Source organism: Aminivibrio sp. (assembly GCF_016756745.1).
Classification (GTDB): domain Bacteria; phylum Synergistota; class Synergistia; order Synergistales; family Aminobacteriaceae; genus Aminivibrio.
Genome location: NZ_JAESIH010000025.1, coordinates 136,924 through 159,919, shown reverse-complemented (window position 1 = coordinate 159,919; position 22,996 = coordinate 136,924). Strand labels below are relative to the sequence as shown.

Below are 22,996 nucleotides of genomic sequence, written 5' to 3'. Positions count from 1 at the left end.
AGGAGCAGCCCCTTTCATTTTTCTCAGACGATCAGGCTCCAGAGGGCGTTTGCGACCCTCATCCCTTTCGGTGTCAGCGAAAGGCTGCCCGGGTTTTCCGAAAGGCAGTCGCCGGGAGCTTCCCGCCTGAGGGTGTCCAGAATGCTGTCAAGTACCGCCTGACCGTATTTGTGCGAAAAAGTATCGAAAGATATGCCCCATTTTGTACGGAGCAAAAGCACTGCGGCTTCCCTGGCAGCCTTCTCCCCGGAAACCGACTCGATTTCCGCCACGCTCCCCCCCTGCTCCCGCACGGAGGAAGCATACCCCTCCAGGCTGTCTTCATTCCGGTACCGTTTCTCCCCGAGGAAACCCCAGGCTCCGGCTCCAAGCCCCAGAACGGGATCTCTCCGCCAGTATGCGGTGTTGTGACGGCTGTGGAGTCCGGGGCGGGAAAAACTGGCGATTTCGTACTGGCTGAAGCCTTTCCGCGGAAGATACCACTGGCTCCACCTGTAAAAGGGATATCCTTCAGCCATTCCCGAAGGAGGGGAGGAATGCCATCGACATCCTTCGTCAATGCTCAGCTGGTAGATGGAGATGTGCCCCGCTCCAAGTTCAAGAGCCGTCTTCACAGAAGATGCCCAGGAGCGGAGCGTCTGATTCCGCAGCCCGAACATCAGGTCGGTGCTGACGGAAAAACCCTCCCGTACCGCTGTCCGGACGGCTTTGCGTGCTTTTGAGGCATCATGGGGGCGTCCGAGCCAGAGAAGATCCCTGTCAAAAAAACTCTGGACACCGATACTCACCCTAGAAACCCGCCCTTTCCTCCAGGCTGCGGCATGCCTTTCCGTAAAAGATTCCGGATTCGCTTCCACGGTAATTTCCGCGGTCGGTGAAATGGGAATGTTCTCACCTATGAACGACAGCAGGTCATCCCACTGATCCGGTGTGAGCATGGTGGGTGTGCCGCCTCCGAAGTAGAGGGTGGACGCTTCGGATCCCTCTCGGAGGAAAGACCGGTAGAAGAGGATCTCCTTTTTCAGAAGGTCCAGGTACTTTTCACACTCACCGGGTGTGGTCGGAACGCTGAAAAAGGAACAGTAGGGACACTTCCGCAGGCAGAAGGGAATATGAAAATAGATCGAAAAGAACCCGGAAAGTGTTCCCAGCGAAGAACCGATCTCTTCCGACAAAGGGCTATTTTTCCTCATCCTCTTCCACCTGAAGAAATGCGAGGAATGCCTCCTGGGGAATGGAGACCTTGCCGATCTGTTTCATCCGTTTCTTTCCTTCCTTCTGCTTTTCAAGAAGCTTCCTCTTCCTGGTGATATCTCCCCCGTAGCATTTTGCGAGAACGTCCTTACGAAGGGCCTTCACATTCTGGCGCACGATGACCTTCTTCCCCACGGAGGCCTGGATGGGAACCTCGAAGAGCTGGCTGGGGATGAGTTCCTTGAGCTTCCTCACGGCAGCCTGTCCCCTGTAATAGGCTGAATCCCTGTGGCAGATGAAGGAAAAGGCGTCCGCGGCTTCGCCGTTCACAAGCACGTCCACTCTCACGAGATCCGCCGCTTTCAGGCCGGAGAATTCGTAGTCAAGGGATGCATACCCTCTCGTCTGGGATTTGAGCTTGTCATGAAAGTCAATGATGAATTCTGCCAGGGGAAGTTCATACACCAGCCGTACCCTGTCCGGAGCAAGGTAATCCATGGAAATGTAGGTGCCCCGCTTGTCCTGGCAGAGTTTCATTACCTTTCCGACATATTCCGTGGGAACGAAAAGGGAAATCTTGATGACCGGTTCACGAACTTCCTGGATGTCGCCGAGTTCGGGAAAATCGGAAGGCCTGTGAGCCTCGATGATTCCTCCGTCCTTCGTCACTACTTCGTAGACCACGTTAGGGGCCGTGGCCACAAGATCCACCCCGAACTCCCTCCGGAGCCTTTCCTTGGAAACGTCCATGTGCAGGAGGCCGAGAAAACCGCACCGGAAACCGAAACCGAGCGCCACGGATGTTTCAGGCTCGAAATTGATGGATGAATCATTGAGGGTCAGCTTTTCCAGGGCATCCCTGAGTTGGGGGTAATCGTCCCGCTCAACGGGGTAAAACCCGCAGAAGACCACCGGCTTGACCTTGCGGTAACCTGGCAAAGGCAAGGCGGCCGGCCTGCTGTTGTCCGTTATTGTATCGCCTGTGTGGGCTTCCGCCACTGTTTTTATATTGGAGACCACATAGCCGACCTCTCCGGCTGCAAGCTCATCGCAGGGCTGGAAGCCCGGACGGAACACCCCCACTTCCTCCACGGGGAAGACCCCTCCGGTCGCCATGAAACGGATGGTTTGTCCTGCACGGATCCTGCCGTTGACCACGCGGACATAACAGATGACACCCTTGTAATTGTCGTAGATGGAATCGAAAATCATCGCCTGGAGAGGAGCGTCACGGTCGCCCAAAGGAGTGGGAACTTTTTCCACGACCCGTTCCAGGATGTCATCAATCCCCCACCCCTCCTTTGCACTGGCGAGGATGACGTTGTCACAGTCAAGGCCCACCACGTCCTCGATTTCCCTGATCACGTAGTCCGGCCGGGAAGACGGAAGGTCGATCTTGTTGATCACCGGAATGATCTCAAGCCCCTGGTCAACTGCCATGTAGGCGTTTGCCAGTGTCTGGGCCTCCACTCCCTGGGTAGCGTCCACTACCAGCAGCGCTCCTTCACAGGCGGCAAGGGACCGGGAAACCTCGTAGCCGAAGTCAACGTGTCCCGGGGTATCTATCAGGTTGAGAACGTATTCCCTGCCGTCCCTGGCCGTATAGTTCATCTTCACCGGAACGAGCTTGATGGTTATGCCCCGTTCCCGTTCAAGGTCGAGAGAGTCGAGAATCTGCTGCTTCATGTCCCTCAGGCCGATGGTGTTTGTCTTCTCGAGAAGACGGTCGGCAAGGGTTGATTTGCCGTGGTCAATGTGGGCGATGATGCAAAAGTTGCGTATGTACTGCTGTTCCATGCTGTTCTCCTTCCAAAAGTGCCAAAATCTCCTTTAATCAAAGAGGTGTGCGTTTCCCGGATCCAGGAGATCGTTTCTGCTGTTCAGATTGTCGAAAGATTTTTTGTAGCCGGGAAGATGGGAAAAATGCCCTTCATCCACAGCAGTTACCTTCACCGAGTCATAAAAAGACGTGATCTTCCGTTCTCCCGAGCGAACCGCCCTTTCGATTGCCGGTATGCATTCCCTGTCGTAAAAAGCGTGGAGAGGTTCAAAATATCCGCCTATTCTCGGCACGATCGCATAGGTGTCATCCTCGCAGCGGCGCCACAGGGTTTTAACCACGGGCTCGGATATCCAGGGCATGTCACAGGCACAGACGAAAGACCACTTCAGGGAAGCCTGCTTCAATCCCTCCAGGATGCCGCCGAGGGGTCCGCCCTCTTCCTGCTTGTCTTCCACGAGACGCAGGCCGTACTGAGAGATTATACCCGAGAGCATGGCGGAAACATACGGTGTTTGTCTCGGCGCTATGGAAAGCAGTATTTCCGCCGAAAATCGGGACACTTTCCTGAGCACCTTCAGAACGAGGGGAACAGAGTTGATCTCGACAAACAGTTTTTCTCCACCCATCCGCCGGCCGTAACCGCCGGCAAGGACAATGACCGATACGGGAAACTCTTCCAGCGGCTTCATTTTTCGGGAGATCTCCTTTTATTGACATTTTTGGCATTCTAGTAAATAATGTGAGCACATCACTCAGCGGAGGTGCCCCATGGAAAAAAAAGAGTTCCTGTACGATGGAAAGGCGAAAAAAGTCTGGACCACTGACGATCCTTCAGTGTACGTCGTGGAATATAAAAATTCCCTCACGGCCTTTAACGCACTGAAAAAAGATTCCATCGAAGGCAAGGGAAGGCTCAACAACCTCATCAGCTCGGCTCTGTTCGAGTACCTGGGGAAAAAAGGCGTTCCCACCCATTTTATCCGCAGGATCGACGATCTCCAGCAGCTTGTCCGAAAGGTCACCATCATCCCCATCGAGGTCGTGGTGAGGAACATTACCACCGGAACCCTCTGCAAACGTCTCGGTGTCGAGGAAGGCAAGGTGCTTCCCCGCCCCCTGGTTGAACTCTACCTGAAGGACGACGCCCTTGGGGATCCGATCATAACGGAAGACCATGCCCTTCTTTTCGGCTGGTCGACCCCTGAGCAGTTAAATAAAATAAAGGAAATAACCCTCAAGGTCAATTCTCTTCTCTCCGAATATTTCCTCGCTCTCGGGATCATCCTGGTGGACTTCAAGCTCGAGTTCGGTATCGACACGGAAGGAAACCTTCTTCTCGCAGACGAAATTTCTCCCGATACCTGCCGTTTCTGGGACAGGGACACCAAAAACCGCCTCGACAAAGACCGTTTCCGTAAAGATCTCGGTGACGTTCTGGGAGCCTACGAAGAAATCTGGAGACGGGTATCCTCCGCGGGGGCCTTGTGATGCTCCACCACGTCCATGTTTTTGTACAGCTCAAGGACGGAGTTCTCGATATTCAGGGAAAGGCCGTGGCCAATTCTCTTGTATCCCTCGGCCACGAATCCCTTGAATCCGCAAAGGTCGGGAAGTACATTCAGCTCTGGATCGACGCCGATTCCCCGGCCGACGCCAGGAAAGAGGCGGAAAAGATGTGCGATGATCTTCTGGTCAACCCCATAATCGAACAGTACCGCATCGAAGTGGAGGGAGAGTAGGTGAGGACCTCTGTTGTCATTTTCCCGGGAAGCAACTGTGACCAGGACGTCATTCACTCCGTCCGGGATACTCTCGGATGCGAAGTGAATGCCGTCTGGCACAGGGAAGAACGGATCCCGGAAGGGACAGATCTCGTCATTCTTCCGGGCGGTTTTTCCTATGGGGATTACCTGAGAAGCGGCGCCATAGCGGCCCGTTCCCCCGTCATGGGGGCGGTAAGGGAACACGCCGAACGGGGGGCGCTCGTCCTTGGCATCTGCAACGGATTCCAGATACTGACTGAATCCCGCCTTCTTCCGGGAGTGCTGCTGCCCAATAAAACTCTTTCTTTTATCTGCAGGTCCTGCTTTTTGTCGGTGGAAAACACGGAAACTCCCTTTACCTGCCTCTTCGAAAAAGGACAGGTGGTGCAGTTTCCCATCGCCCACGGGGACGGCCTTTTCTTTCTTCCCGCTGACGAGCTTGAAGACCTCGAAAACAGAGGGGGAACGGTGTTCCGTTATGTCTCTCCCCGTGGCGACGGGGGAGACGAGTGGAATCCCAACGGATCAGTGAACAACATCGCGGGCATCGTCAATCCGCAGGGCAATGTTCTCGGACTTATGCCCCACCCCGAAAGGGCATGCGAGGCTATTCTCGGAGGAGAGGACGGCCGGCTTTTCTGGCGGTCCGTCGCTTCTTTCCTTGAGAAAGGAAGCAGGCGTCATGGACTTCAGTAAATACGGCATCAGGAAGGAAGAATTCGCCGTCGCCGAAGCCGCCCTGGGAAGGGAACCCAATGAATGTGAACTCAGGATCCTCGGGGTAATGTGGTCTGAACACTGCAGCTATAAGTCCACGAAACACCTTCTGAAGCATTTTCCCGTCAGGGGACCGAAAGTAGTCCTCGGACCCGGCGAAAACGCGGGAATCGTCGACCTCGGGGATGGCCTGGGAGCGGCGTTCAAGGCGGAAAGCCACAACCACCCGTCCGCCGTTGCGCCCTACCAGGGAGCAGCCACTGGAGTGGGCGGCATCATACGGGATATCCTCGCCCTGGGAGCCAGGCCGCTTGCCTCCATGGACGGTCTCTTTTTCGGCGATATTGACAACCGGAGAACGGGGCATCTTTCCGCAGGAATCGTGAAGGGCGTTGGAGACTACGGGAATGCCGTGGGCGTCCCCACCGTCGGAGGGAAAACAGCCTACGACTCATGCTACAACGAAAACCCCCTTCTCAACGCCTTTTGCATCGGTCTCGTCGAGCTGGATAAAATTGTCAGTTCCCAGACTGCCCGTCCGGGGCAGCTCGTGGTTCTTCTCGGCTCTAAAACGGGCCGTGACGGCATTGCCGGAGCCGCTTTCGCATCGGCGGAACTTTCGGAGGACGCGAAGGAAAGCAGGCCTTCCATACAGATCGGCGACCCCTTCGCGGAAAAAATGCTTATCGAGGCATGCCTTGAACTGAAGGAGAAAAATCTCATCGTCAGTATGCAGGATATGGGTGCGGCAGGAATTACATCATCCTCGAGCGAGGTGGCGGCAAAGAGCGGTGTCGGCATGAAACTCCACTTCGACAGGGTGCCTCTTCGGGCTGCGGACATGGAGCCATGGGAGATCGCTCTTTCCGAATCCCAGGAAAGAATGCTGCTCATCATCGACCCGGAGCACATGGAAGACGTCTCCTCGGTTGCGCGGAAATGGGAACTTGACTGCGCGGTCATCGGTGAAACCGAGGAGGGGGATGACTACTCCATTTTCTTCCACGGAGAAAAAGTCGCCTCCCTTCCCGTCTCGCTCATCGGGGACAGGTGCCCTCCTATTCACTGGCCGTCGGAAAGGCCGGCGGATTTCGAAACAAGATGGAATTTCGATCTGGACGGGCTCACCGCTCCGGGAGACTGGAATACAACGCTGCTTTCCCTCCTCGGGAACCCTTCCATGTCCCCCAAACACTGGATTTTCGATCAGTACGACTCCATGGTGCAGCTCAATACGGTAAGGGGGCCGGGACATCCGGTGAGCGTCCTCAGAATCAAGGGAAGAGATTCTCTTATCGCCCTGGTTTTCGACGCGGACCCATGGAAATGCGGTCTCGATCCTTTCAGGGGGGGAGCGGAAACGGTCGCGCGGACCGTTCGTGCCCTTTCGGTTGCGGGGGCTGAGCCCCTCGGGCTGACGGACTGCCTCAATTTCCCGTCTCCGGAGGTTCCCGGGCAATACTGGGCCCTGGAAGAATGCATCAAGGGCATGGCGGCGGCGTGCGAAGCCCTTGGCTGCCCCGTGGTCTCAGGGAACGTCAGCCTTTACAACGAAACGAAATCCGGAGCTATACTGCCCACTCCCGTGGTGGGAACGGTGGGGCTCATTCCTTCCCCCGAAGATTGTCTTCCCTCCGGTGCCTGGGAAGAAGGGGACGTCCTCTTCCTCGTGGGCCCCTGTAACGCTTCTCTCGCAGGCAGCCTGTACATCCGGTCCCTTGGGCTGCCGGAGTCTGGGCGGCCTCTCGAATTCTCCGGTGAGGCCGAGAAGGATTTTTCCGAAAGAGCTGTCGGAACGGCTCGTGCAAAAGCAGCACGAAGCGGGCGGGCTCTCGCCGGAGGAGGGCTTGCCGCCGCCCTGGCGAAAGACTCCGCTGAAAGCGGCCTCGGGGCACGAATCACCCTCGGGATCCCCACAAGAAAAGACGTGGTTCTCTTCGGCGAAGGAGGAGCTCGAGCGCTGTATGCCGTTCCCATGGCCAGGGTACCTCTCTTCAAAGTCATCTGGAGCGGCTATCCCTGTCTTGAGCTGGGGCGGGCAGGCGGCGACAGCCTATCAGTCGAGGGAGCCTTCAGCCTGACGGTTGCCCGTATACAGGAAATATGGAGGAATAACTGAATGTGCGGTATTTTCGGTGCCTACTCACCCATGGGGGGAAAAGTCCTCGAGGACGTTTACCTGGGCCTCTACGCCCTCCAGCACAGAGGCCAGGAAGCGGCGGGTGTGGCCTGGGTCAATTCCCAAGGCCGGATTTCCTCGATCAAGGGAGCCGGGCTGGTCCACCTTGCCCTGAACCAGGCGGAACTTGCAGCCGTCGAGACATCGTGCGCCATCGGGCATGTCAGGTACTCTACGGCTGGAGGACCTGATTTGGCCAATGCCCAGCCGCTTACCGCGAGTACTTCGAAAACGTCTCTCGCGGTGGCTCACAACGGCAACCTGACCAATGCCGGCGGGATCAAGCTCTTCCTTGAAAACCGGGGCGCCATTTTCCATTCAGCCACGGATACGGAGGTCATCCTCCACCTCATGGCCCACCAGCCCCACAAAGAATCCCTGGACGCATTGCTGGATTCTCTCGCCAGGCTGAGGGGGGCTTACTCACTTGCCATGCTGGTAGGCCAGGACCTCGTGGCAGCCAGGGACCCCTGGGGATTCCGGCCGCTCGTCATAGGGAAGCGGGACGACGTGTTCTACGTCTCCTCCGAAACCTGCGCCCTGAACCTTGTAGGCGCATCGGTGGTACGGGAAGTGGAACCCGGAGAGGTGGTCATTTTCGGCCTGAACGGTATGGATTCCATCCCCATTCCGGTGGACGTGAAGCGCCGGTATGGATGTGCCTTCGAGTTCGTCTATTTTGCCAGGCCGGACAGCGTCATCAGCGGTCGTTCTGTCTACGAAGTCAGGAAAGAACTTGGAAGAAAGCTTGCCGACCGGGCGCCCTGCCCCGAAGCCCATATCGCCACGGGAATGCCGGACAGCGGAACCATCGCCGCCCTCGGCTATGCGGAAAAAAGCGGCATCCCCTACGAGCAGACCGTGGTCAGGAACAGGTATGTCGGCAGGACCTTCATCGAACCCACCCGGAGGGTCCGGGAACTCGGCGTGAGAATCAAGCTCAACCCCATCACGGAGATACTCTCTGGAAAGAACGTCGCTGTGGTGGACGACTCCATCGTCCGTGGAACCACGTGCCAGAGGATGATCTCCATGATAAAGGCATGCGGCGCAAACCAGGTTCATGTCAGGATTTCGTCTCCACCGGTGCGGTTCCCCTGCTACTACGGCATCGATACGCCGACGAGGGTGGAGCTTGCGGCGGCCCGGATGAATCTCCGGCAGCTCGAACGGGAAGTGGGGGCGGATTCCCTCTCCTACATCACAGAAGAGGACCTCATCGAAGCGATCGGCCTTCCCAGCGGCGATGTCTGCACGGCCTGCTTTTCCGGCCAATATATGGAGGGAGGAGAAGACCATGAACCTGAACTATAGGGACGCGGGGGTGGACATTCTCCTTGCGGACCAATGGGTAGAGACCATCAGGAATATCGTCCGGTCCATGCCGCCCGCCCCGAACGTGCTCGGGGGCATAGGGGGATTCAGCGGCCTCTACAGGCTGCCCGGGGGTCTTGTACTGGCGGGTTGCTGCGACGGCGTGGGAACGAAGATCGAAGTGGCCAAGGCAGCGGGAAAGTTTGACGGGATCGGCCAAGATCTGGTGGCCATGAATGTGAACGATCTTGTCACCTGCGGTGCTCGGCCCCTCTTCTTCCTCGACTACATCGCCTGCGGAAGGCTGAAACCAGAGATTCTCGGCCCCATCGTGGAAAGCGCCGCCAGGGCCTGCCGGGACAGCGGATGCGTCCTCCTCGGCGGGGAAACTGCGGAAATGCCCGGTACCTACGGCGAAGACGGGTTGGATCTTGCTGGTTTTTCCGTCGGCATGCTCCGGGAGGATGAAATTATCGACGGAAGCCGGATTGCCCCGGGCGACGCCGTGGTGGGCATCCCGAGTTCGGGAGTTCATAGCAACGGCTTTTCTCTTGTCCGGAAGGCTCTTTTCTCGTCCGAAAATCCCTGCGGCCTTTCCGACACGCCGGAAATCCTTGAGAGAAAAACTCTCGGTGAGAGCCTTCTCGTTCCCACCAGACTATATGTCTCCGTCGCCCTCGAGGCGGCCCGGTCGGGGCTTGTGGGGGGCATGGCCCACATCACCGGCGGAGGACTCTATGACAACATCCGGCGGGTCATTCCCGGCGGTCTTTCCCTTGCTATAGACTACGAAGCCTGGCCCCGCCCCCCCATATTTTCCCTTCTTCGGGACCATGGAATCGACGAAATCGAAATGCGCAGGGTGTTCAACCTTGGCATCGGCTTTGCCTTTATCGTCCGGGAAGAGAAGCTCCCCGAGTTTCTTTCCCTTCTCGAGGGCCTGGGAGAAAAGGGGTATGTCATCGGCGGGGTTTCAGCATGACATCCTTTGCCGTCCTCATCTCCGGACGGGGAACAAATATGGCGGCTATCGCCCGTGCTGCCTCCCAGGGAAAGATCGAAGCCCGGCTCGAGTTTGTCGCGAGCGACAACCCGAAGGCGGCCGGACTGAAAATCGCCGGGGAAATGGGGTACCCGACGGAAATCCTCGACTACGGGAAGGAGGGGAGATCGGGTGCCGAACGGCAGCTCGCCGGCCTCTGCTCCCTGAAAAGGGTGGAGTGGATCGTTCTCGCGGGCTTCATGCGCATCCTCTCTCCTGAATTCGTTGCCGCCCACAGAGGTCGCATCGTGAATATCCATCCCTCTCTTCTTCCCTCTTTTCCCGGCAGGGACGGCATCGGGGATGCGTGGAAGTACGGGGTCAAAATTACCGGAGTAACGGTCCACTTGGTGGATCAAGGCATCGATTCCGGCCCCATACTGGCCCAGAAGGCAGTTCCCGTCCGCCCCTCCGATACCCTCGAATCCCTGGAGAAACGAATCCACAGGGCGGAGCACGGACTCTACTGGAAAACCCTCGCGGCGCTTTTTTCCGGCGCCTCCGTATCTGAAAGGAGCTGAAACAATGAAAGGCAACAAAGCGCTTCTCTCCGTTTTCGACAAGACAGGGATTGTCCCGTTCGCGGAAGAACTTGTCTCCCTGGGCTGGGAACTGCTTTCCAGTTCCGGAACGGCCGATCATCTCAGGAAGGCCGGCCTGCCCGTCACAGAGGTTTCCGACGTCACCGGGTACCCCCATATTCTCGGGGGCAGAGTGAAAACGCTCCACCCCCTCGTCTTCGGAGGAATTCTCGCCCGGAGAGACGCGGCTGAGGACATGAAAGAGACAGAGCAGTTCGGCATTCCCCTGCTCGACATGATCGTCTGCAACCTTTACCCCTTCGAGGAGACGGCCCGGCGCTCTCCTGAACTGGAAGAGCTTCTCGAGAACATCGATATCGGCGGAGTCTCCCTGCTGAGAGCCGCAGCCAAAAACTACCGGCAGGTCGTCGTGCTTACTGACCCGGCCGATTACGGCAGCACCGTCGCCGAACTCCGTTCCGAAGGGGATGTTTCCCAGGAAACAAGGCTGATGCTGGCATTAAAGGCCTTTCGCTCCACTTCGGCCTATGATGCCGCCATCGTCGACGGACTCTCTGAAGTGACGGGGGCAGCCCTCTCACATCTTCCGGAAAAAATGTCCCTGGCGTTTGTAAAGAAACAGGACCTCCGGTACGGCGAAAACCCCCACCAGGAAGCGTCCCTTTACCTGCCACCCCTGGCGGATCTGCCGTGGGAACAGATCTCCGGCAAGCCCCTATCCTACAACAATATTCTCGACGCAGACTGCGCCATGAGAGGGTCCGCCCTTCTCCAGGACTGCTGCGGAGCCCTGGTGGTCAAACATACCACACCCTGCGGCATGGCCTGCGGTTCCTCTCCGCGGGAGGCCTACGAGAAAGCGGTGGGATGCGACCCTGTTTCCGCCTTCGGCGGAGTGGTGGGCATATCGAAAAAACTGGACATGGAAACGGTACTCGCCATAGCTGACAGGTTCACCGAGGTGCTCCTCGCCCCTGATTACGACGAAGAAACGGTAGAAATCCTGAAGGAAAAGAAACCTTCCCTCAGGGTGCTCCGCTGGAAGGGCGGCAGGGTGTCTCCGATGCAGTTCACAGGAACCTGGAGCGGCCTCCTGGTACAGCAGGACAGCCTTCCACCCCTTCCCCTTCCCGATAAGGGCGAATGGATAGGAAAACCGCGGCCGGATCTCTGGGAAGACATTCTCTTTGCCTGGAAAGTGGCGGCACTGTCCAAGAGCAACGCCATCTCCATCGTGAAGAACCGGGAGGCGGTGGGTATAGGAAGAGGCTTCTGCAGCAGGCTGCATGCCGTTGATTTTGCGGTGAGGCAAGCGGGAGAAAAGGCACGGGGAGCAGTCATGGGCTCTGATGCCTTCTTCCCCTTTTCCGACTGTATCAAGGCGGCTGCGGACGCCGGTATCGAGGCAATCATCCAGCCCGGCGGATCGATACGGGATAGCGAAGTCTTCTCGTTAGCCGAAAAGCTCGGCATTTCCATGTTCATCAGCGGATGGCGCGCGTTCCGGCATTGAAGAGGCGGGGAGAATGAAAAACGTTCTGGTTGTCGGCAGTGGAGCCAGGGAACACGCCATCGTGTGGGCCCTCTCGAAATCGGGGGCCGTGGGGACCATTCATGCAGCTCCGGGAAATGCGGGCATGGCTTCTATCGCCGTTCTCCACCCTTCCGCAGGCCCTACCGCCGGGGAGCTTCTTCCCGTTATTCGGGCTCATTCCATCAGCCTCGTGGTCATCGGTCCGGAAGGTCCTCTTGTCGCCGGTCTCGCAGATGACCTCCGGAATGAGGGGCTTTCAGTATTCGGCCCCGGAAAGGCCGGAGCAATGCTCGAAGGCAGCAAGCTCCACGCCAAGAAATTTCTGGGGAGGCACGGCATCCCCACGGCGCCGTGGGATCTTTGCTCAACCGTGGGGGAAGTGCGGGCAGCCCTTGAAAAACGCCGTCCTCCCTTTATAGTCAAAGCCGACGGCTTGGCCGCAGGCAAGGGCGTGGTTATCGCTTCTTCCATGGAGGAAGCGATACAGGCCGCCCGGGGGATGATCGAAGATGGCATCCTCGGAGAATCAGGAAGAAAGGTCATCATTGAGGATGCCCTGGAAGGAGAGGAACTGACTATTCTCGCCGTCACCGACGGCCGGACCTGGAGGATGCTTCCCCCGAGCCAGGACCATAAAAGAGTGTTCGACGGGGATAAAGGCCCGAATACGGGTGGAATGGGTGCCTTTTCCCCTGTGCCGTGGGTTGATTCGTCCCTTGCCGACAGGATCAGGAACCTGATTCTCGAGCCGACGTTCCGGGGCCTTCGGGATGACGGCATCTCCTACTGCGGCGTACTCTACGCGGGATTGATGATCGGCCCGGACAGGATGCCCAGGGTCATCGAGTACAATGTCCGGTTCGGAGACCCTGAAGCCCAGGTGGTGCTGCCTCTTCTCGAGGATGATTTCGGGGAGATGATCATCGCATGCTGTGAAGGACGGCTGAGCGAATTTTCATACCGTGACCCCGTTCGTTGGGCCGCCGATGTGGTTCTGGCTTCCGGAGGATATCCCGGGCCATTCGAAAAGGGGAAAAGAATCGCGGGCCTCGACGAAGCATCCGGAATGACGGATTTCCTCGTTTTCCACGGAGGCACCGCCCTGGACCCGGAAGGTCGTTTTGTCACCTCCGGCGGCAGGGTACTCAGCGCCGTAGGCTTGGGGAATACCCTGGAGGAGGCTATTGCAAAGGCGTACGAGGGAGCTTCCCGGATCACGTTTCAAAACATGCACTGCAGAAAGGACATAGGCCGAAAGGCATTCAGGTAAAGGAGGAACTGCACAATGAGAGATGAAGAGAAAACAGCACCCGAAATCGGCATTCTGCTCGGATCGAAATCCGACCTCGACCTTGTGAAGAAGGTTGAGGACGTCTTCACCTTCTTCGGCGTGACGTGGGAAATTACCGTTGCGTCGGCCCACAGGACCCCGGAGGATGTGGCACGATACGCCTCCAGGGCGAGAGAACGGGGCATACAGGTCCTGGTTGCGGCAGCGGGGCTTTCCGCCGCCCTTCCCGGGGTGGTGGCCGCCCATACTACCCTTCCCGTGGTAGGAATTCCGGTGAATGCCGGGTCCGTGGGAGGGATTGACGCCCTGCTGGCAGTGACCCAGATGCCTCCCGGCGTTCCCGTTGCCTCGGTGGGAATCGACGGGGTAAAGAACGCCGCCCTTTTCGCCGTAAGGATTCTTGGTCTCCACCGGGACGATATCGCGGCCAAGCTCGAGGAATGGTCCGAAAAGGGAAAGGAAGCGGTCCGTTCGGTGAGGAAAGATCTCGGCGGTCTCCCCTGCCCCTCTGAAGACGTCTTTTCCTGACAAATCTCTTTTGCGGCTGCATTCAAAAAAACCGGAGTCTCCCTTCGAAGGGAAGACCCCGGTTTTTTGATTGCCGTCCCTGTTACTGGGCGGGAATCTCGATGGCTTCCTTTGACTCGTGGACCTGCCTCCAGGTCTTTATGGGAAGTCCCCAGATCTTGATGAAACCTACGGCGGCGCTGTGATCAAAAGCGTCTCCCTCCGAATAGGTGGCGAGGGCATGGCTGTAGATGGAATCCACGGACTTCATGCCTCTCACTACGGCTTCTCCCTTGTACAGCCTGACTTTAACAAGCCCGGAAACGTACTCCTGGGTCGTTTCGATAAAGGAGTTGATGGCGTCTTTCAGGGGAGAGAACCAGTAGCCTTCATAGGTCAGCTCGCTGAACTTGATTTCCAGTTCTTTCTTTGCCGCAATGACCTTCTTGTCAAGAGTCAGGGTCTCAAGGGCCCGGTGGGCGTTGATCAGAGTAACAGCCGCCGGGCATTCATAGACCTCCCTGCTCTTGAACCCCACAAGCCGGTCTTCCAGCATATCGATCCTTCCAACTCCGTGCCGTCCGGCCCTGGCGTTCAGCGTTTCGATGAGGAGCGGACCATCCATCTTCTGTCCGTCAAGAGCTACCGGGATCCCCTTGTTGAAGGCGATCTCCACGTATTCCGGCTCATCCGGCGCGTCCCAGGGATCGACGGTAAGAGTGAAGGCGTCCGATGGGGGCTCGTTCCACGGATCCTCGAGAATGCCGCATTCGATGGACCTGCCCCAGATGTTGTCGTCAATGCTGTAGGGCGAAGCGGCCGTAGCAAGGACGGGGATGCCGTGGGCCTGAGCATACTCCATCTCCGCCTCGCGGGTGAAGTGCCAGTCGCGGACGGGCGCGAGTACCTGCAGCTCGGGGTTGAGCGCATTGGTGCACACTTCGATGCGGACCTGGTCCTGGCCTTTTCCGGTGCACCCGTGGGCCACGGCCACCGCCCCTTCCTTCTTCGCTATCTCCGCCATAACCTCTGCGATGAGAGGCCGCGAAAGGGCTGAGTTCAAGGGGTAGGTGCTCTGGTACATACCGTTTGCCTTCAGGGAGGGCCAGACGAATTTGTCCACAAAGACCTTCTTGAGGTCGAGAACATAGGCTTTCACCGCTCCGCTTCGCAGCGCCTTGTTCTTCGCCGCCTCGAGATCCACTGCCTGCTGGCCCACGTCGGCCGTCATGGTGACCACGTCGTATCCCTGTTCCGTAAGCCACATAACGGCTACGGACGTATCAAGACCGCCGCTGTACGCCAGAACCACTTTGCCCTTTTTCGACATGAAAATCCCTCCAGGATACTCTAAAAATAAAAAACCCGCCCCGGTAAGGGCGGGCGTTTGCCCGAGTGCCACCCTGCCTTGCGCGCAATGCGCCCGGTGTCTGTTTCTACTTGGCCGAAAGCCTTTCTTCGAAACAGGCTCAGGGGCCCTCTTCCTCCTCGTTGGAGCCGGAAAAGCTTTCAGCCGCGGCTCTTCCTCTCTGTTGCCCGCAAAGGAGTACTCTTCCCCGTCTTCGCCTTTCAAAACGCCGACGAGAAAATTATACAGAGGAATAAACATATGTCAAGCAATTCGCATTCAGTTACTTGAAGTTTATTTTTTCCGCCCCGTCTGCTATGAGCGTGTCGATGGAAGGGAAATGAGTCATGTCCATGTGCACTGGAGTCACCGAAACGTACCCGTTTGCCGCCGCCCAGACGTCGCTCCCCTCTTCGAGCTGGTCCTCCGGGCGTCCCGCCACCCAGTAGTAGGTTCTTCCCCCGGGATCGGTAAAGCGGGTCACCTTTCCCTCATACAGCCGGACGCCCTTTCGGGTGATCCTGATGCCCCTGAGGAGGGACAAGGGTACATTGGGGACGTTCACGTTCAGAAGGACTCCGCGGGGAAGCGGATTGGAGCTGATGAATTCGATCAGGGCTCCCGCAACCGAGGAGGCGGTTTCATAATGCTGTTCCTGATCGCTTTCATGGCAGTCCAGGGAGAAGGCAATGGCTCCCCGTCCGAGAATGACCCCTTCCATGGCTGCCGACACCGTTCCCGAATAGGTCAGGTCGTCGCCCAGGTTCGGTCCCCTGTTGATGCCGGAGACCACGAGGTCCGGATCGGGCATGATCTCCTCCATCCCCAGGACGACACAGTCGGACGGAGTGCCGTCGCAGGCGAATACTGCGCATTCGGGAGGATAGGGTCCCGGAGCGGCCTTCCAGAGCCTGAGAGGCCGAGTCAGGGTGATGGAGTGCCCGACGCTGCTCCGTTCCCGGTCGGGGGCGGTTACGGCACATTCATGGCCCAGCCGGCAGAGAGCCGAGGCCAGTTCCACGATGCCGGGGGCGAAAACGCCGTCGTCATTGGTGATGAGCAGTTTCATTATAAAACTCCCTTACAGAAGGATCAGCCTGAGGAAAAACATCACCACGGGCCCCATGATGGCCTGTACCACACCCAGAGCAATCAGGATCATAAGGACAAAAAAACCGTACCGTTCGAGCCAGAAATACTTCTCGAGGAGTGCCGGAGGCAGAAGGGGGTACAGCAGCTTCGAGCCGTCGAGGGGCGGTATGGGGATGAGATTGAACACGGCAAGGCCGATATTGATGACGATCATCAGGAAGATAAACTGTCTCAGGGCCGGAATCGCGAGAAAGGGATACGGAAAGAGCCGGGCGATCATGCCGAACAGGAAGGCCGTGAGAAAGTTTCCGCTCACTCCCGCGATGGAGACGAGGAACATGTCCCTCCGGGGATGCTTGAAGTATCTCGGGTCCACGGGCACCGGTTTTGCCCATCCGAACCTGAAAAGAAGGAGCATGAGGGCCCCTATGGGGTCGAAATGGTACAGGGGGTTGAGGGTCAGCCTGCCCATCCGGGCGGCGGTGGGGTCTCCGAGCCGGTACGCCATGTAGCCGTGGCAGAACTCGTGGAAGGTTATGGCCCAGAGAACGGCGGGAACGCTCAGCAGCAAGTCCGCAAGTGCGGGCATACGAAACATTGATCTTCACTCTCCTTCAAAAAAGCTCACAGGGGGAAATTATACCGCACGTAGCGGACCTCATCATCCCGATTTTCAAGGATGCCGTCAAGCCTGAGCATTTTCAGCTTTTCGAGGATGACCCCGATTCTCGGGGTCGCCCCGTATCCCAATTCGAGCAGGTCCCTGCCTTTCAACACGGGAGATATGCGGTGGAGTCTGGTCAGGTATAGAAGAATCCTCCTCCGGACCCTCCATCGTCCGGTAGCGGCACTCCAGAAAAGGCAGGCCACCGGGTCGGCATCCCTTAGAAACGCATAGATCCTGGAATTCGAAGGTCCGGACCGGCCTCCCAGTTCATGTTCCACCGCTCCGAGTTCGGAAAGGCTCTTAATTACGATTCCTCTTTCCGACTCGGGGAGGTTCAGCCTATCGAGGGCGGCAATGCGTATATTCTCCGGGGATTCCATGAGTAGAGCGGAAAAGAAGGCAAGCCACTGCCTGCCCCGAAAATCCGGGAAATCCCTGGATATCCGCCCGAGGAAGGCACCGAGTCGCCTGAAGGTTCTTCTTCCGGTTTCGCCGATGCGGAGCCCCGGGAACAGCACTTCCCAGACTCCCAGCTCTTCCATCCGTTTTGCCGCCGGGTAGGGGAAACGCTCCTTGAAGGAAAGTTCAAGCTCGCTCCTGAGGCGGAAACCAGAGAGCCTCACAAGAAGGCCCCCCCGCACACAGCTTCTCAGGAGCCTCAGGGTATTGTCCTCCAGGGCAAGACCGAGCCGCTGCTCAAGCCGGATTCCTCTCAGGACCCTTGTGGGGTCTTCCACAAAACTCAGGTTGTGGAGGACCTTCAGGATTTTTTTACCGAGGTCTCTCCGTCCGCCGAAGAAATCCACGAGGATGCCCCACGTGGACAGGTTTATGGAGACGGCCATGGCGTTGACGGTAAAGTCCCGGCGGTAGAGGTCGTGCTTCAGGGAATCGGTAGACACCTTCGGCTGGGCGACGGGAAACTCGTAAAATTCCCGCCGGGCGGTGGCCACATCGACTTTCTTGCCTCCCGGGAATACCACTGTCCCCGTCTTGTACCTTTCGTGAACTGACACCCGGAGACCGTCTTTTTCCCAGCTTTTCAGAAAGCGGGGGGCGTCCCCTTCCACCACGATGTCCAGGTCGAGATTGTCCCGCCCGAGAAAGAGATCCCGCACAATACCGCCGACGATGTAGGCTCTCATCCCGAGATTTTCCGCCCGTTCCCCCAAAGTTTTCAGCAAAACGATCGTTTCCTGGGAGAGGCTTTTTTCAAGAAGCCAGGAAACATCCTCGGTCCAGGGAAGCTCAGGGGCATCGCTTCTCTCCTCCCTCGGAAGAGACAGGGGGTAGAGGGCTTTCACAAGGTCGGTGCGGGTAATGATGCCGGCAATCCGATTTCCGTCGGTGACGGGCAGACGGCCGATGCTGTGGGTGACGAAAAGCCTGTGGGCCTCGTGCACCGAGGCTTCCCTCGAAATGCTGATGACTCCCTCGGTCATAAATTCCCTTATGAGCGTCTTGCCGAAACCGTGGAGGTGAGCCTTGTCGAGATCTTTCCTCGTGATGAGGCCGAGAATGGCCTTTCCCTTCACCACGGGGAGGGCGGAATGGCCGTACCGTATCATGATCCTATAGGCGTCATCCACGGAGGAATCCGGCGGTATTACCATGACGGGCGACGTCATGATGTCTCCCGCGGTCAGCGAAGGCTTGATCGCGTCGGAAAGCCGAAGCTCCATTTCCTTTACGAGGGGAAGAGGTTTGGCGTTATGGAGGGTTACCGAAGCCGCCTGTGGATGGCCGCCTCCTCCGAGGGGGGAAAGGAAGGCAGCCATGTCGAGGATATCGTCATGGCTGCGTCCGATCAGGTAAGTCCGGGTATCCATCCGGACCGCGGCGATGGCGATATCGGCGTCGAAATAATCCCTCAGCCTGTGGACGAAAAGAGAAAGGCCGTCCACGTATCCGGGAGAGGAAACTGCTGAAAATACGGCTTTTGCGCCGTTGATGAACCTGACCCAGCTGTTTTCAATGAGGCTGTCGAGAATTTTCCTCTCCGGAGCGGAGAAGGTCATTTCGATGAACGTCGGTATGCTTGTGAGGTCGGCCCCGAGTTCCTTCATCCTCGCAACGGCCGCGAAGTCCCGTGGGGTTGTGCCGCTGAAGGTGAGGCCTCCGGTGTCCTCGTAAATGCCGGTGGCGAACAGGGTCGCCTCGCTGGAGGAAATAGGGATCCTCCTTTCGAGGAGAATTTCCACGAGGAGGGTGGTGGTCGCCCCGACCGGCTCGATGGCGATGAACTCGGCGTCAATATCGTCTGATGAGGGGGGGTGATGGTCATAGACGTGAACCGGGATGCTCTTTTTCCCCATCAGAGAGGCAAAGGGGCCTATCCTTGAACGGGATCTCGCGTCCACCACGACGAGCATGGTGATCTCGTCAAACTTGATTTTTTTAGGTGTCGCCACTGACCACCGGCTGCCGTGCTTCTTCAGAAAATTTCTCACCGTGCGGCTTGCGGAGCCGGACAAGCAGAGCCTGGCGCCGGGATAGAGCTTCTGTGCCGCCACCATGCTTGCCAGCGAGTCAAAATCATTGCCCATGTGACTGGTGATGACCTTCACTGGGCAAGTTCCTCCGAAAGGGTGATACGTTTTTTGTAGGGCATCCGCCGTATGGCGGCCGTATACGGGCCCCAGGCGCCGTCCATTACGTGCGGACGGGAAAGACGGGCAAAAAAGCTCTCCCGGGAAATGAAGGAGACGAGCCAGCTTCCCTCGTTTTTCTCCAGGGCGTCGGTCCGGCAGCACTCAAACTCGCTCCCGAGCCGTTCCTTCCTGAGAAAATCACGGTACAGAAGAGCATCCTCGTATCGCCGGAACGTCACGGTGCACCGGACAAGGCCTGAGAGACGGCGGAAAAAGAGCGCATACTTTCCTGCCGTCTCCCTGAGGTCTTCAATGGTGCCGGTGTTTTCGAGCACAATGTCAGCCCGCCGTTTTTTTTCATCCGGCGGAAGGAGGAAAGATTCTCTCCTGAGAATTTCTTTTCCGTCCCATCCCCTCGCAGAATTTCGATCCCGTCTCTTTTCTTCCGGTGCGGCAAGGTAGACCGTAGCGTCCATCCATTCCGGCACGCCGCCCTCGAAAAGAAGGGGTATTTCGGCCACAACCCAGCCTTCCAGGGAAGCGGATATTCGTTCCATTTCAATCCTGACGAGAGGATGAAGGAGTCCGCAGAGCCAGGCATAATCTTCAGGGGAGCTGAAGGCCCGGGCCGCTATTTCAGCCGACAGGATGTTCCCGGAATTGTCCGCGACCCCCCTGCCCCACCTTGAGACTGCCTCGTCGATGATATCCGGGCGCTTCCACAGGTTCCTGACGATCTCATCCGCATCCAGGACGGAAGCTCCCATTTCCTTCCAAAAGCGGGTTAACGTCGATTTACCAGCCCCAACGTCTCCTGTTAGTCCCAAAGCCAGCATGCTGATTTTCCTCCTCGCCCCTGTCGTCCACAGTTTTGAACTTGTCAGGGATTTCCCAGAGAAAACGGGAAAAACCGTTGCGTAGTGTGGTGCCGAAGAGCCTGCGGGACCTGACCCCGGTCATGTAGAGCCGTTCCTCGGCCCGGGTCATGCCCACGTAGCAGAGCCGACGCTCCTCTTCCATATTTTCCCTGTCCTCAAGGCATTTGAAGTGGGGAAAGACGGCCTCCTCCATTCCGACAAGAAAGACCACGGGGAACTCGAGCCCTTTTGCAGCATGAAGGGTCAGGAGGTTCACCGCGTTCTTGTCGTCCAGGTCAAGTTTTTCAAGGTCCGTGAAAAGGGCTGCTTCCGCCAGCATTTCCGAGAGATCACCGCCAGTGGGGACTATGGATCGGAGTTCCCTGATGTTTTCCACCCGCTCTTCCCAGCCGTCGGGATCGTCCTTCCGAAGGATGTCCTCATACCCCATGGTGTCGAGAATGTAGGTCAGTATGTCAGCCAGGCTGTCGGAAAGAGAGAGAATCTTCACCATGTGCCGTGCCAGGTTTCTCAGTCCTGTTCCTGCCTTTCCCTCCGCCGCCACGACCCCTTCAGCAAGGGTCTTCCAGTACTCCTCGGCGGAAAGATCGGGCAGGGATTCCAGGAAGGCGAACACTTTTTCCAGGCTTTTCTTCCCAAGTCCTCTTGCGGGGACATTGGCGATGCGGGTAAGGGACACCCTGTCCAGGGGGTTCACCGCCGCCCTGAGGAAGGAAAGGATGTCCTTCACTTCCTTTCGGTCATAGAAGGCGGTTCCCCGCACGACCCGGTAGGGGACCCTGTTTTCGAGGAATTTTTGTTCGTAGACCCGGCTCATGGCGTTGATGCGGTACAGGAGTGCCATATCGCCGTAGCTGTACCCCTCCCTGTCATGGAGCCTCCGTATTTCCGATACCAGAAAATCCGCCTCCTGGTACTCCGTCCGGCCGAGGAGGGTGTAGACTTTCTCCCCCATGTTGCGGGCAGTCCACAGGTCCTTTTTCCGCCTCTTTGAATTCCCTTCGATCAGTGCGTTCGCTGCCCCAAGAATAGTGCCTGAAGAGCGGTAATTCTGGTCGAGGATGACGACCTTTGCCGAGGGGAAATCCTGTTCGAAGTTGAGGATCATGGTCATGTCGGCGCCCCGCCAGCCATAGATGGACTGGTCCGGGTCCCCCACCACCATTATTTTCCGCTTCGATCCCACCAGTTTGCCGAGGGTGAGGTATTGCGGTCTGTTGACATCCTGGTATTCGTCCACCAGCACCCACGAAAGACGGTTCCGTTCCCTTTCCAGCAGATCCGGTTCCGCAGCCAGCAAGCGAAGGGGAAGCAGAAGAAGATCGTCAAAGTCTACGGCGTTCTGGCGTCTCAGCGCTTCGTTGTAGGCTTTGAAGACATCGCCGTAAATGCCTTCGAGAAGGGGGGAACTCTTCCCTGCCGGAAGGCAGTCGTTCTTTACCGTGGAGATACGGTCGAGCATGGATGAAGGCTCGAACTGCTTCGTATCGATGTTGAGCCCTTCCATGATCTCTTTGACCAGGGAGCGACTGTCACCCCTGTCGAAAATGGCGAATCTTTCCTTCAGGCCGACCGCGGGGAGAAATGCCCTGTTCCTGAAAAGAAAACGCAGGCCGAAGGAGTGAAAGGTGCAAATCTGCATCTCCCGTCCCGTGTCCCCGAGGAGCGCCCTGACCCGTTCCTTCATTTCGTTGGCCGCTTTGTTGGTGAACGTCACGGCAAGAATATCCTCCGGCCTGGAAAGCCCCTTTGCCACGAGATAGGCGATTTTGTGGGCCAGGACCCTGGTCTTGCCGCTTCCGGCGCCTGCCAGGACGAGAAGGGGGCCGTCGCAGTAGGCGACCGCTTCCCTCTGCCGGGGGTTCAGTTTTTCCAGCAGTTTTTTCTCATCGGGCATCCGCTTTTTTCTCCTTGATCCTGTCTTTCAGAAAGTCCGTCCATCCACCGAAACCTTCCCCGGTCAGTCCGTTGAGGTACAGGACCGGGGCTTCGGGGTTGAGGGACTTCACATCGTCGGTGAACATCTTCATATCGAAGGGGAGGTAAGGAAGAAGGTCGGTCTTGGTTAGAAGAACGATCTTTGAGGAGCTGAAAAGGTAGGGGTATTTGAGTGGTTTGTCCGCCCCTTCCGGAGCGCTCAGCACGGCTGCCTTGAAATCCTCCCCCAGGTCGAATTCCGCTGGGCACACCAGGTTTCCCACGTTTTCGACGAAGAGGATGTCGAGGGAGTCCAATGGAAGGGTTTCCATGGCCTTTTCAACCACGTTCGCCTCGAGATGGCATCCTCCGTGGGTATTCACCTGCACCACGGGAATTCCGAGAACGTCCAGTCTTTCAGCATCCCTGTTCGTCGCCAGGTCACCTTCGATCACGGCAAAGGAGAGGCCGGATTCTTTCGCGGTCCGCTCGAGGAGAGTCGTCTTGCCGCATCCGGGAGAACCGATGATATTCACCATGAGGAGTCCTCTTTTCCTGTTAGCCTCCCTTATGGATGCTGCGAATTTTTCGTCTTCGGCCATAATCGACTGCTGAAGGGTAACGATCTTGCTCATGA

General features: G+C 57.5%; 20 protein-coding genes. 10 read left to right on the top strand and 10 right to left on the bottom strand.

The genetic code is table 11. The features are described 5' to 3' along the window. Nucleotides 1-23: 23 nt before the first annotated feature. Genes hemW through JMJ95_RS02575 form a run of 3 tightly spaced genes read right to left on the bottom strand, consistent with a single transcriptional unit; the run spans nt 24 to nt 3,666 of the window. On the bottom strand, nt 24-1,193 hold the full coding sequence (gene hemW / locus JMJ95_RS02585) for a radical SAM family heme chaperone HemW (RefSeq protein ID WP_290682218.1): 1,170 nt from the start codon (nt 1,191-1,193) through the stop codon (nt 24-26). Further along, nucleotides 1,180-2,991, bottom strand: a complete 1,812-nt coding sequence (gene lepA / locus JMJ95_RS02580) for a translation elongation factor 4 (RefSeq protein ID WP_290682214.1) — start codon at nt 2,989-2,991, stop codon at nt 1,180-1,182. The genes hemW and lepA overlap by 14 nt, the downstream gene beginning before the upstream one ends. Before the next feature lie 33 nt (nt 2,992-3,024). Further along, nucleotides 3,025-3,666 carry a molybdenum cofactor guanylyltransferase gene (locus JMJ95_RS02575; RefSeq protein ID WP_290682211.1) on the bottom strand — a complete coding sequence of 214 codons (642 nt, stop codon included), beginning with the start codon at nt 3,664-3,666 and terminating at the stop codon, nt 3,025-3,027. A gap of 79 nt (nt 3,667-3,745) precedes the next feature. Here JMJ95_RS02575 and purC point away from each other — a divergent pair, with 79 nt between their 5' ends. From purC to purE, 10 genes are read left to right on the top strand one after another with little or no spacing between them, the layout of a single operon-like run. Then, complete coding sequence (gene purC, locus JMJ95_RS02570; protein ID WP_290682209.1) at nt 3,746-4,465, top strand: phosphoribosylaminoimidazolesuccinocarboxamide synthase; 720 nt, start codon at nt 3,746-3,748, stop codon at nt 4,463-4,465. Further along, nucleotides 4,465-4,716 carry a phosphoribosylformylglycinamidine synthase subunit PurS gene (purS, locus tag JMJ95_RS02565; protein ID WP_290682206.1) on the top strand — a complete coding sequence of 84 codons (252 nt, stop codon included), beginning with the start codon at nt 4,465-4,467 and terminating at the stop codon, nt 4,714-4,716. The genes purC and purS overlap by 1 nt, the downstream gene beginning before the upstream one ends. Then, the gene (gene purQ, locus JMJ95_RS02560; protein ID WP_290682203.1) at nt 4,717-5,436 is read left to right on the top strand and encodes a phosphoribosylformylglycinamidine synthase subunit PurQ; all 720 of its coding nucleotides are present in this window, start codon (nt 4,717-4,719) and stop codon (nt 5,434-5,436) included. After that, nucleotides 5,423-7,576: a phosphoribosylformylglycinamidine synthase subunit PurL gene (purL, locus tag JMJ95_RS02555; protein ID WP_290682200.1), complete on the top strand. Its 2,154-nt coding sequence runs from the start codon at nt 5,423-5,425 to the stop codon at nt 7,574-7,576. Before purQ ends, purL begins: the two co-directional genes overlap by 14 nt. Further along, entirely contained in the window at nt 7,577-8,950 is a 1,374-nt protein-coding gene (gene purF, locus JMJ95_RS02550; protein ID WP_290682197.1) for an amidophosphoribosyltransferase, read from the top strand. Continuing rightward, the gene (gene purM / locus JMJ95_RS02545) at nt 8,934-9,932 is read left to right on the top strand and encodes a phosphoribosylformylglycinamidine cyclo-ligase (RefSeq protein ID WP_290682194.1); all 999 of its coding nucleotides are present in this window, start codon (nt 8,934-8,936) and stop codon (nt 9,930-9,932) included. The genes purF and purM overlap by 17 nt, the downstream gene beginning before the upstream one ends. Then, entirely contained in the window at nt 9,929-10,513 is a 585-nt protein-coding gene (gene purN, locus JMJ95_RS02540; protein ID WP_290682192.1) for a phosphoribosylglycinamide formyltransferase, read from the top strand. The genes purM and purN overlap by 4 nt, the downstream gene beginning before the upstream one ends. Nucleotides 10,514-10,517: 4 nt before the next feature. Continuing rightward, nucleotides 10,518-12,047: a bifunctional phosphoribosylaminoimidazolecarboxamide formyltransferase/IMP cyclohydrolase gene (gene purH, locus JMJ95_RS02535; protein WP_290682190.1), complete on the top strand. Its 1,530-nt coding sequence runs from the start codon at nt 10,518-10,520 to the stop codon at nt 12,045-12,047. A 13-nt stretch (nt 12,048-12,060) separates the two neighbouring features. Then, a complete protein-coding gene (gene purD, locus JMJ95_RS02530) occupies nt 12,061-13,338 on the top strand; it encodes a phosphoribosylamine--glycine ligase (protein ID WP_290682187.1) in 1,278 nt (425 codons plus the stop codon). A gap of 15 nt (nt 13,339-13,353) precedes the next feature. Further along, entirely contained in the window at nt 13,354-13,887 is a 534-nt protein-coding gene (purE, locus tag JMJ95_RS02525) for a 5-(carboxyamino)imidazole ribonucleotide mutase (protein WP_290682184.1), read from the top strand. 82 nt (nt 13,888-13,969) lie between these two features. Here the strand turns inward: purE and JMJ95_RS02520 are convergent, their stop codons facing one another. The 7 genes from JMJ95_RS02520 to hypB form a co-directional block, all read right to left on the bottom strand. Then, a complete protein-coding gene (locus JMJ95_RS02520; RefSeq protein WP_290682181.1) occupies nt 13,970-15,196 on the bottom strand; it encodes an argininosuccinate synthase in 1,227 nt (408 codons plus the stop codon). A gap of 301 nt (nt 15,197-15,497) precedes the next feature. Further along, a complete protein-coding gene (surE, locus tag JMJ95_RS02515; RefSeq protein WP_290682179.1) occupies nt 15,498-16,283 on the bottom strand; it encodes a 5'/3'-nucleotidase SurE in 786 nt (261 codons plus the stop codon). A 12-nt stretch (nt 16,284-16,295) separates the two neighbouring features. Next, a complete protein-coding gene (locus JMJ95_RS02510) occupies nt 16,296-16,904 on the bottom strand; it encodes a site-2 protease family protein (RefSeq protein WP_290682175.1) in 609 nt (202 codons plus the stop codon). 26 nt (nt 16,905-16,930) lie between these two features. Then, nucleotides 16,931-19,540, bottom strand: coding sequence for a CBS domain-containing protein (locus tag JMJ95_RS02505; RefSeq protein WP_290682172.1), 2,610 nt, complete (start codon nt 19,538-19,540; stop codon nt 16,931-16,933). Further along, nucleotides 19,537-20,400, bottom strand: a complete 864-nt coding sequence (gene coaE / locus JMJ95_RS02500) for a dephospho-CoA kinase (RefSeq protein ID WP_290682169.1) — start codon at nt 20,398-20,400, stop codon at nt 19,537-19,539. The genes JMJ95_RS02505 and coaE overlap by 4 nt, the downstream gene beginning before the upstream one ends. Beyond that, nucleotides 20,360-22,339 (bottom strand): ATP-dependent helicase, encoded by a 1,980-nt coding sequence (locus JMJ95_RS02495; RefSeq protein ID WP_290682166.1) that lies wholly within the window; start codon nt 22,337-22,339, stop codon nt 20,360-20,362. The genes coaE and JMJ95_RS02495 overlap by 41 nt, the downstream gene beginning before the upstream one ends. Further along, nucleotides 22,329-22,994 carry a hydrogenase nickel incorporation protein HypB gene (gene hypB, locus JMJ95_RS02490; protein WP_290682163.1) on the bottom strand — a complete coding sequence of 222 codons (666 nt, stop codon included), beginning with the start codon at nt 22,992-22,994 and terminating at the stop codon, nt 22,329-22,331. Before hypB ends, JMJ95_RS02495 begins: the two co-directional genes overlap by 11 nt. Nucleotides 22,995-22,996 lie beyond the last annotated feature (2 nt).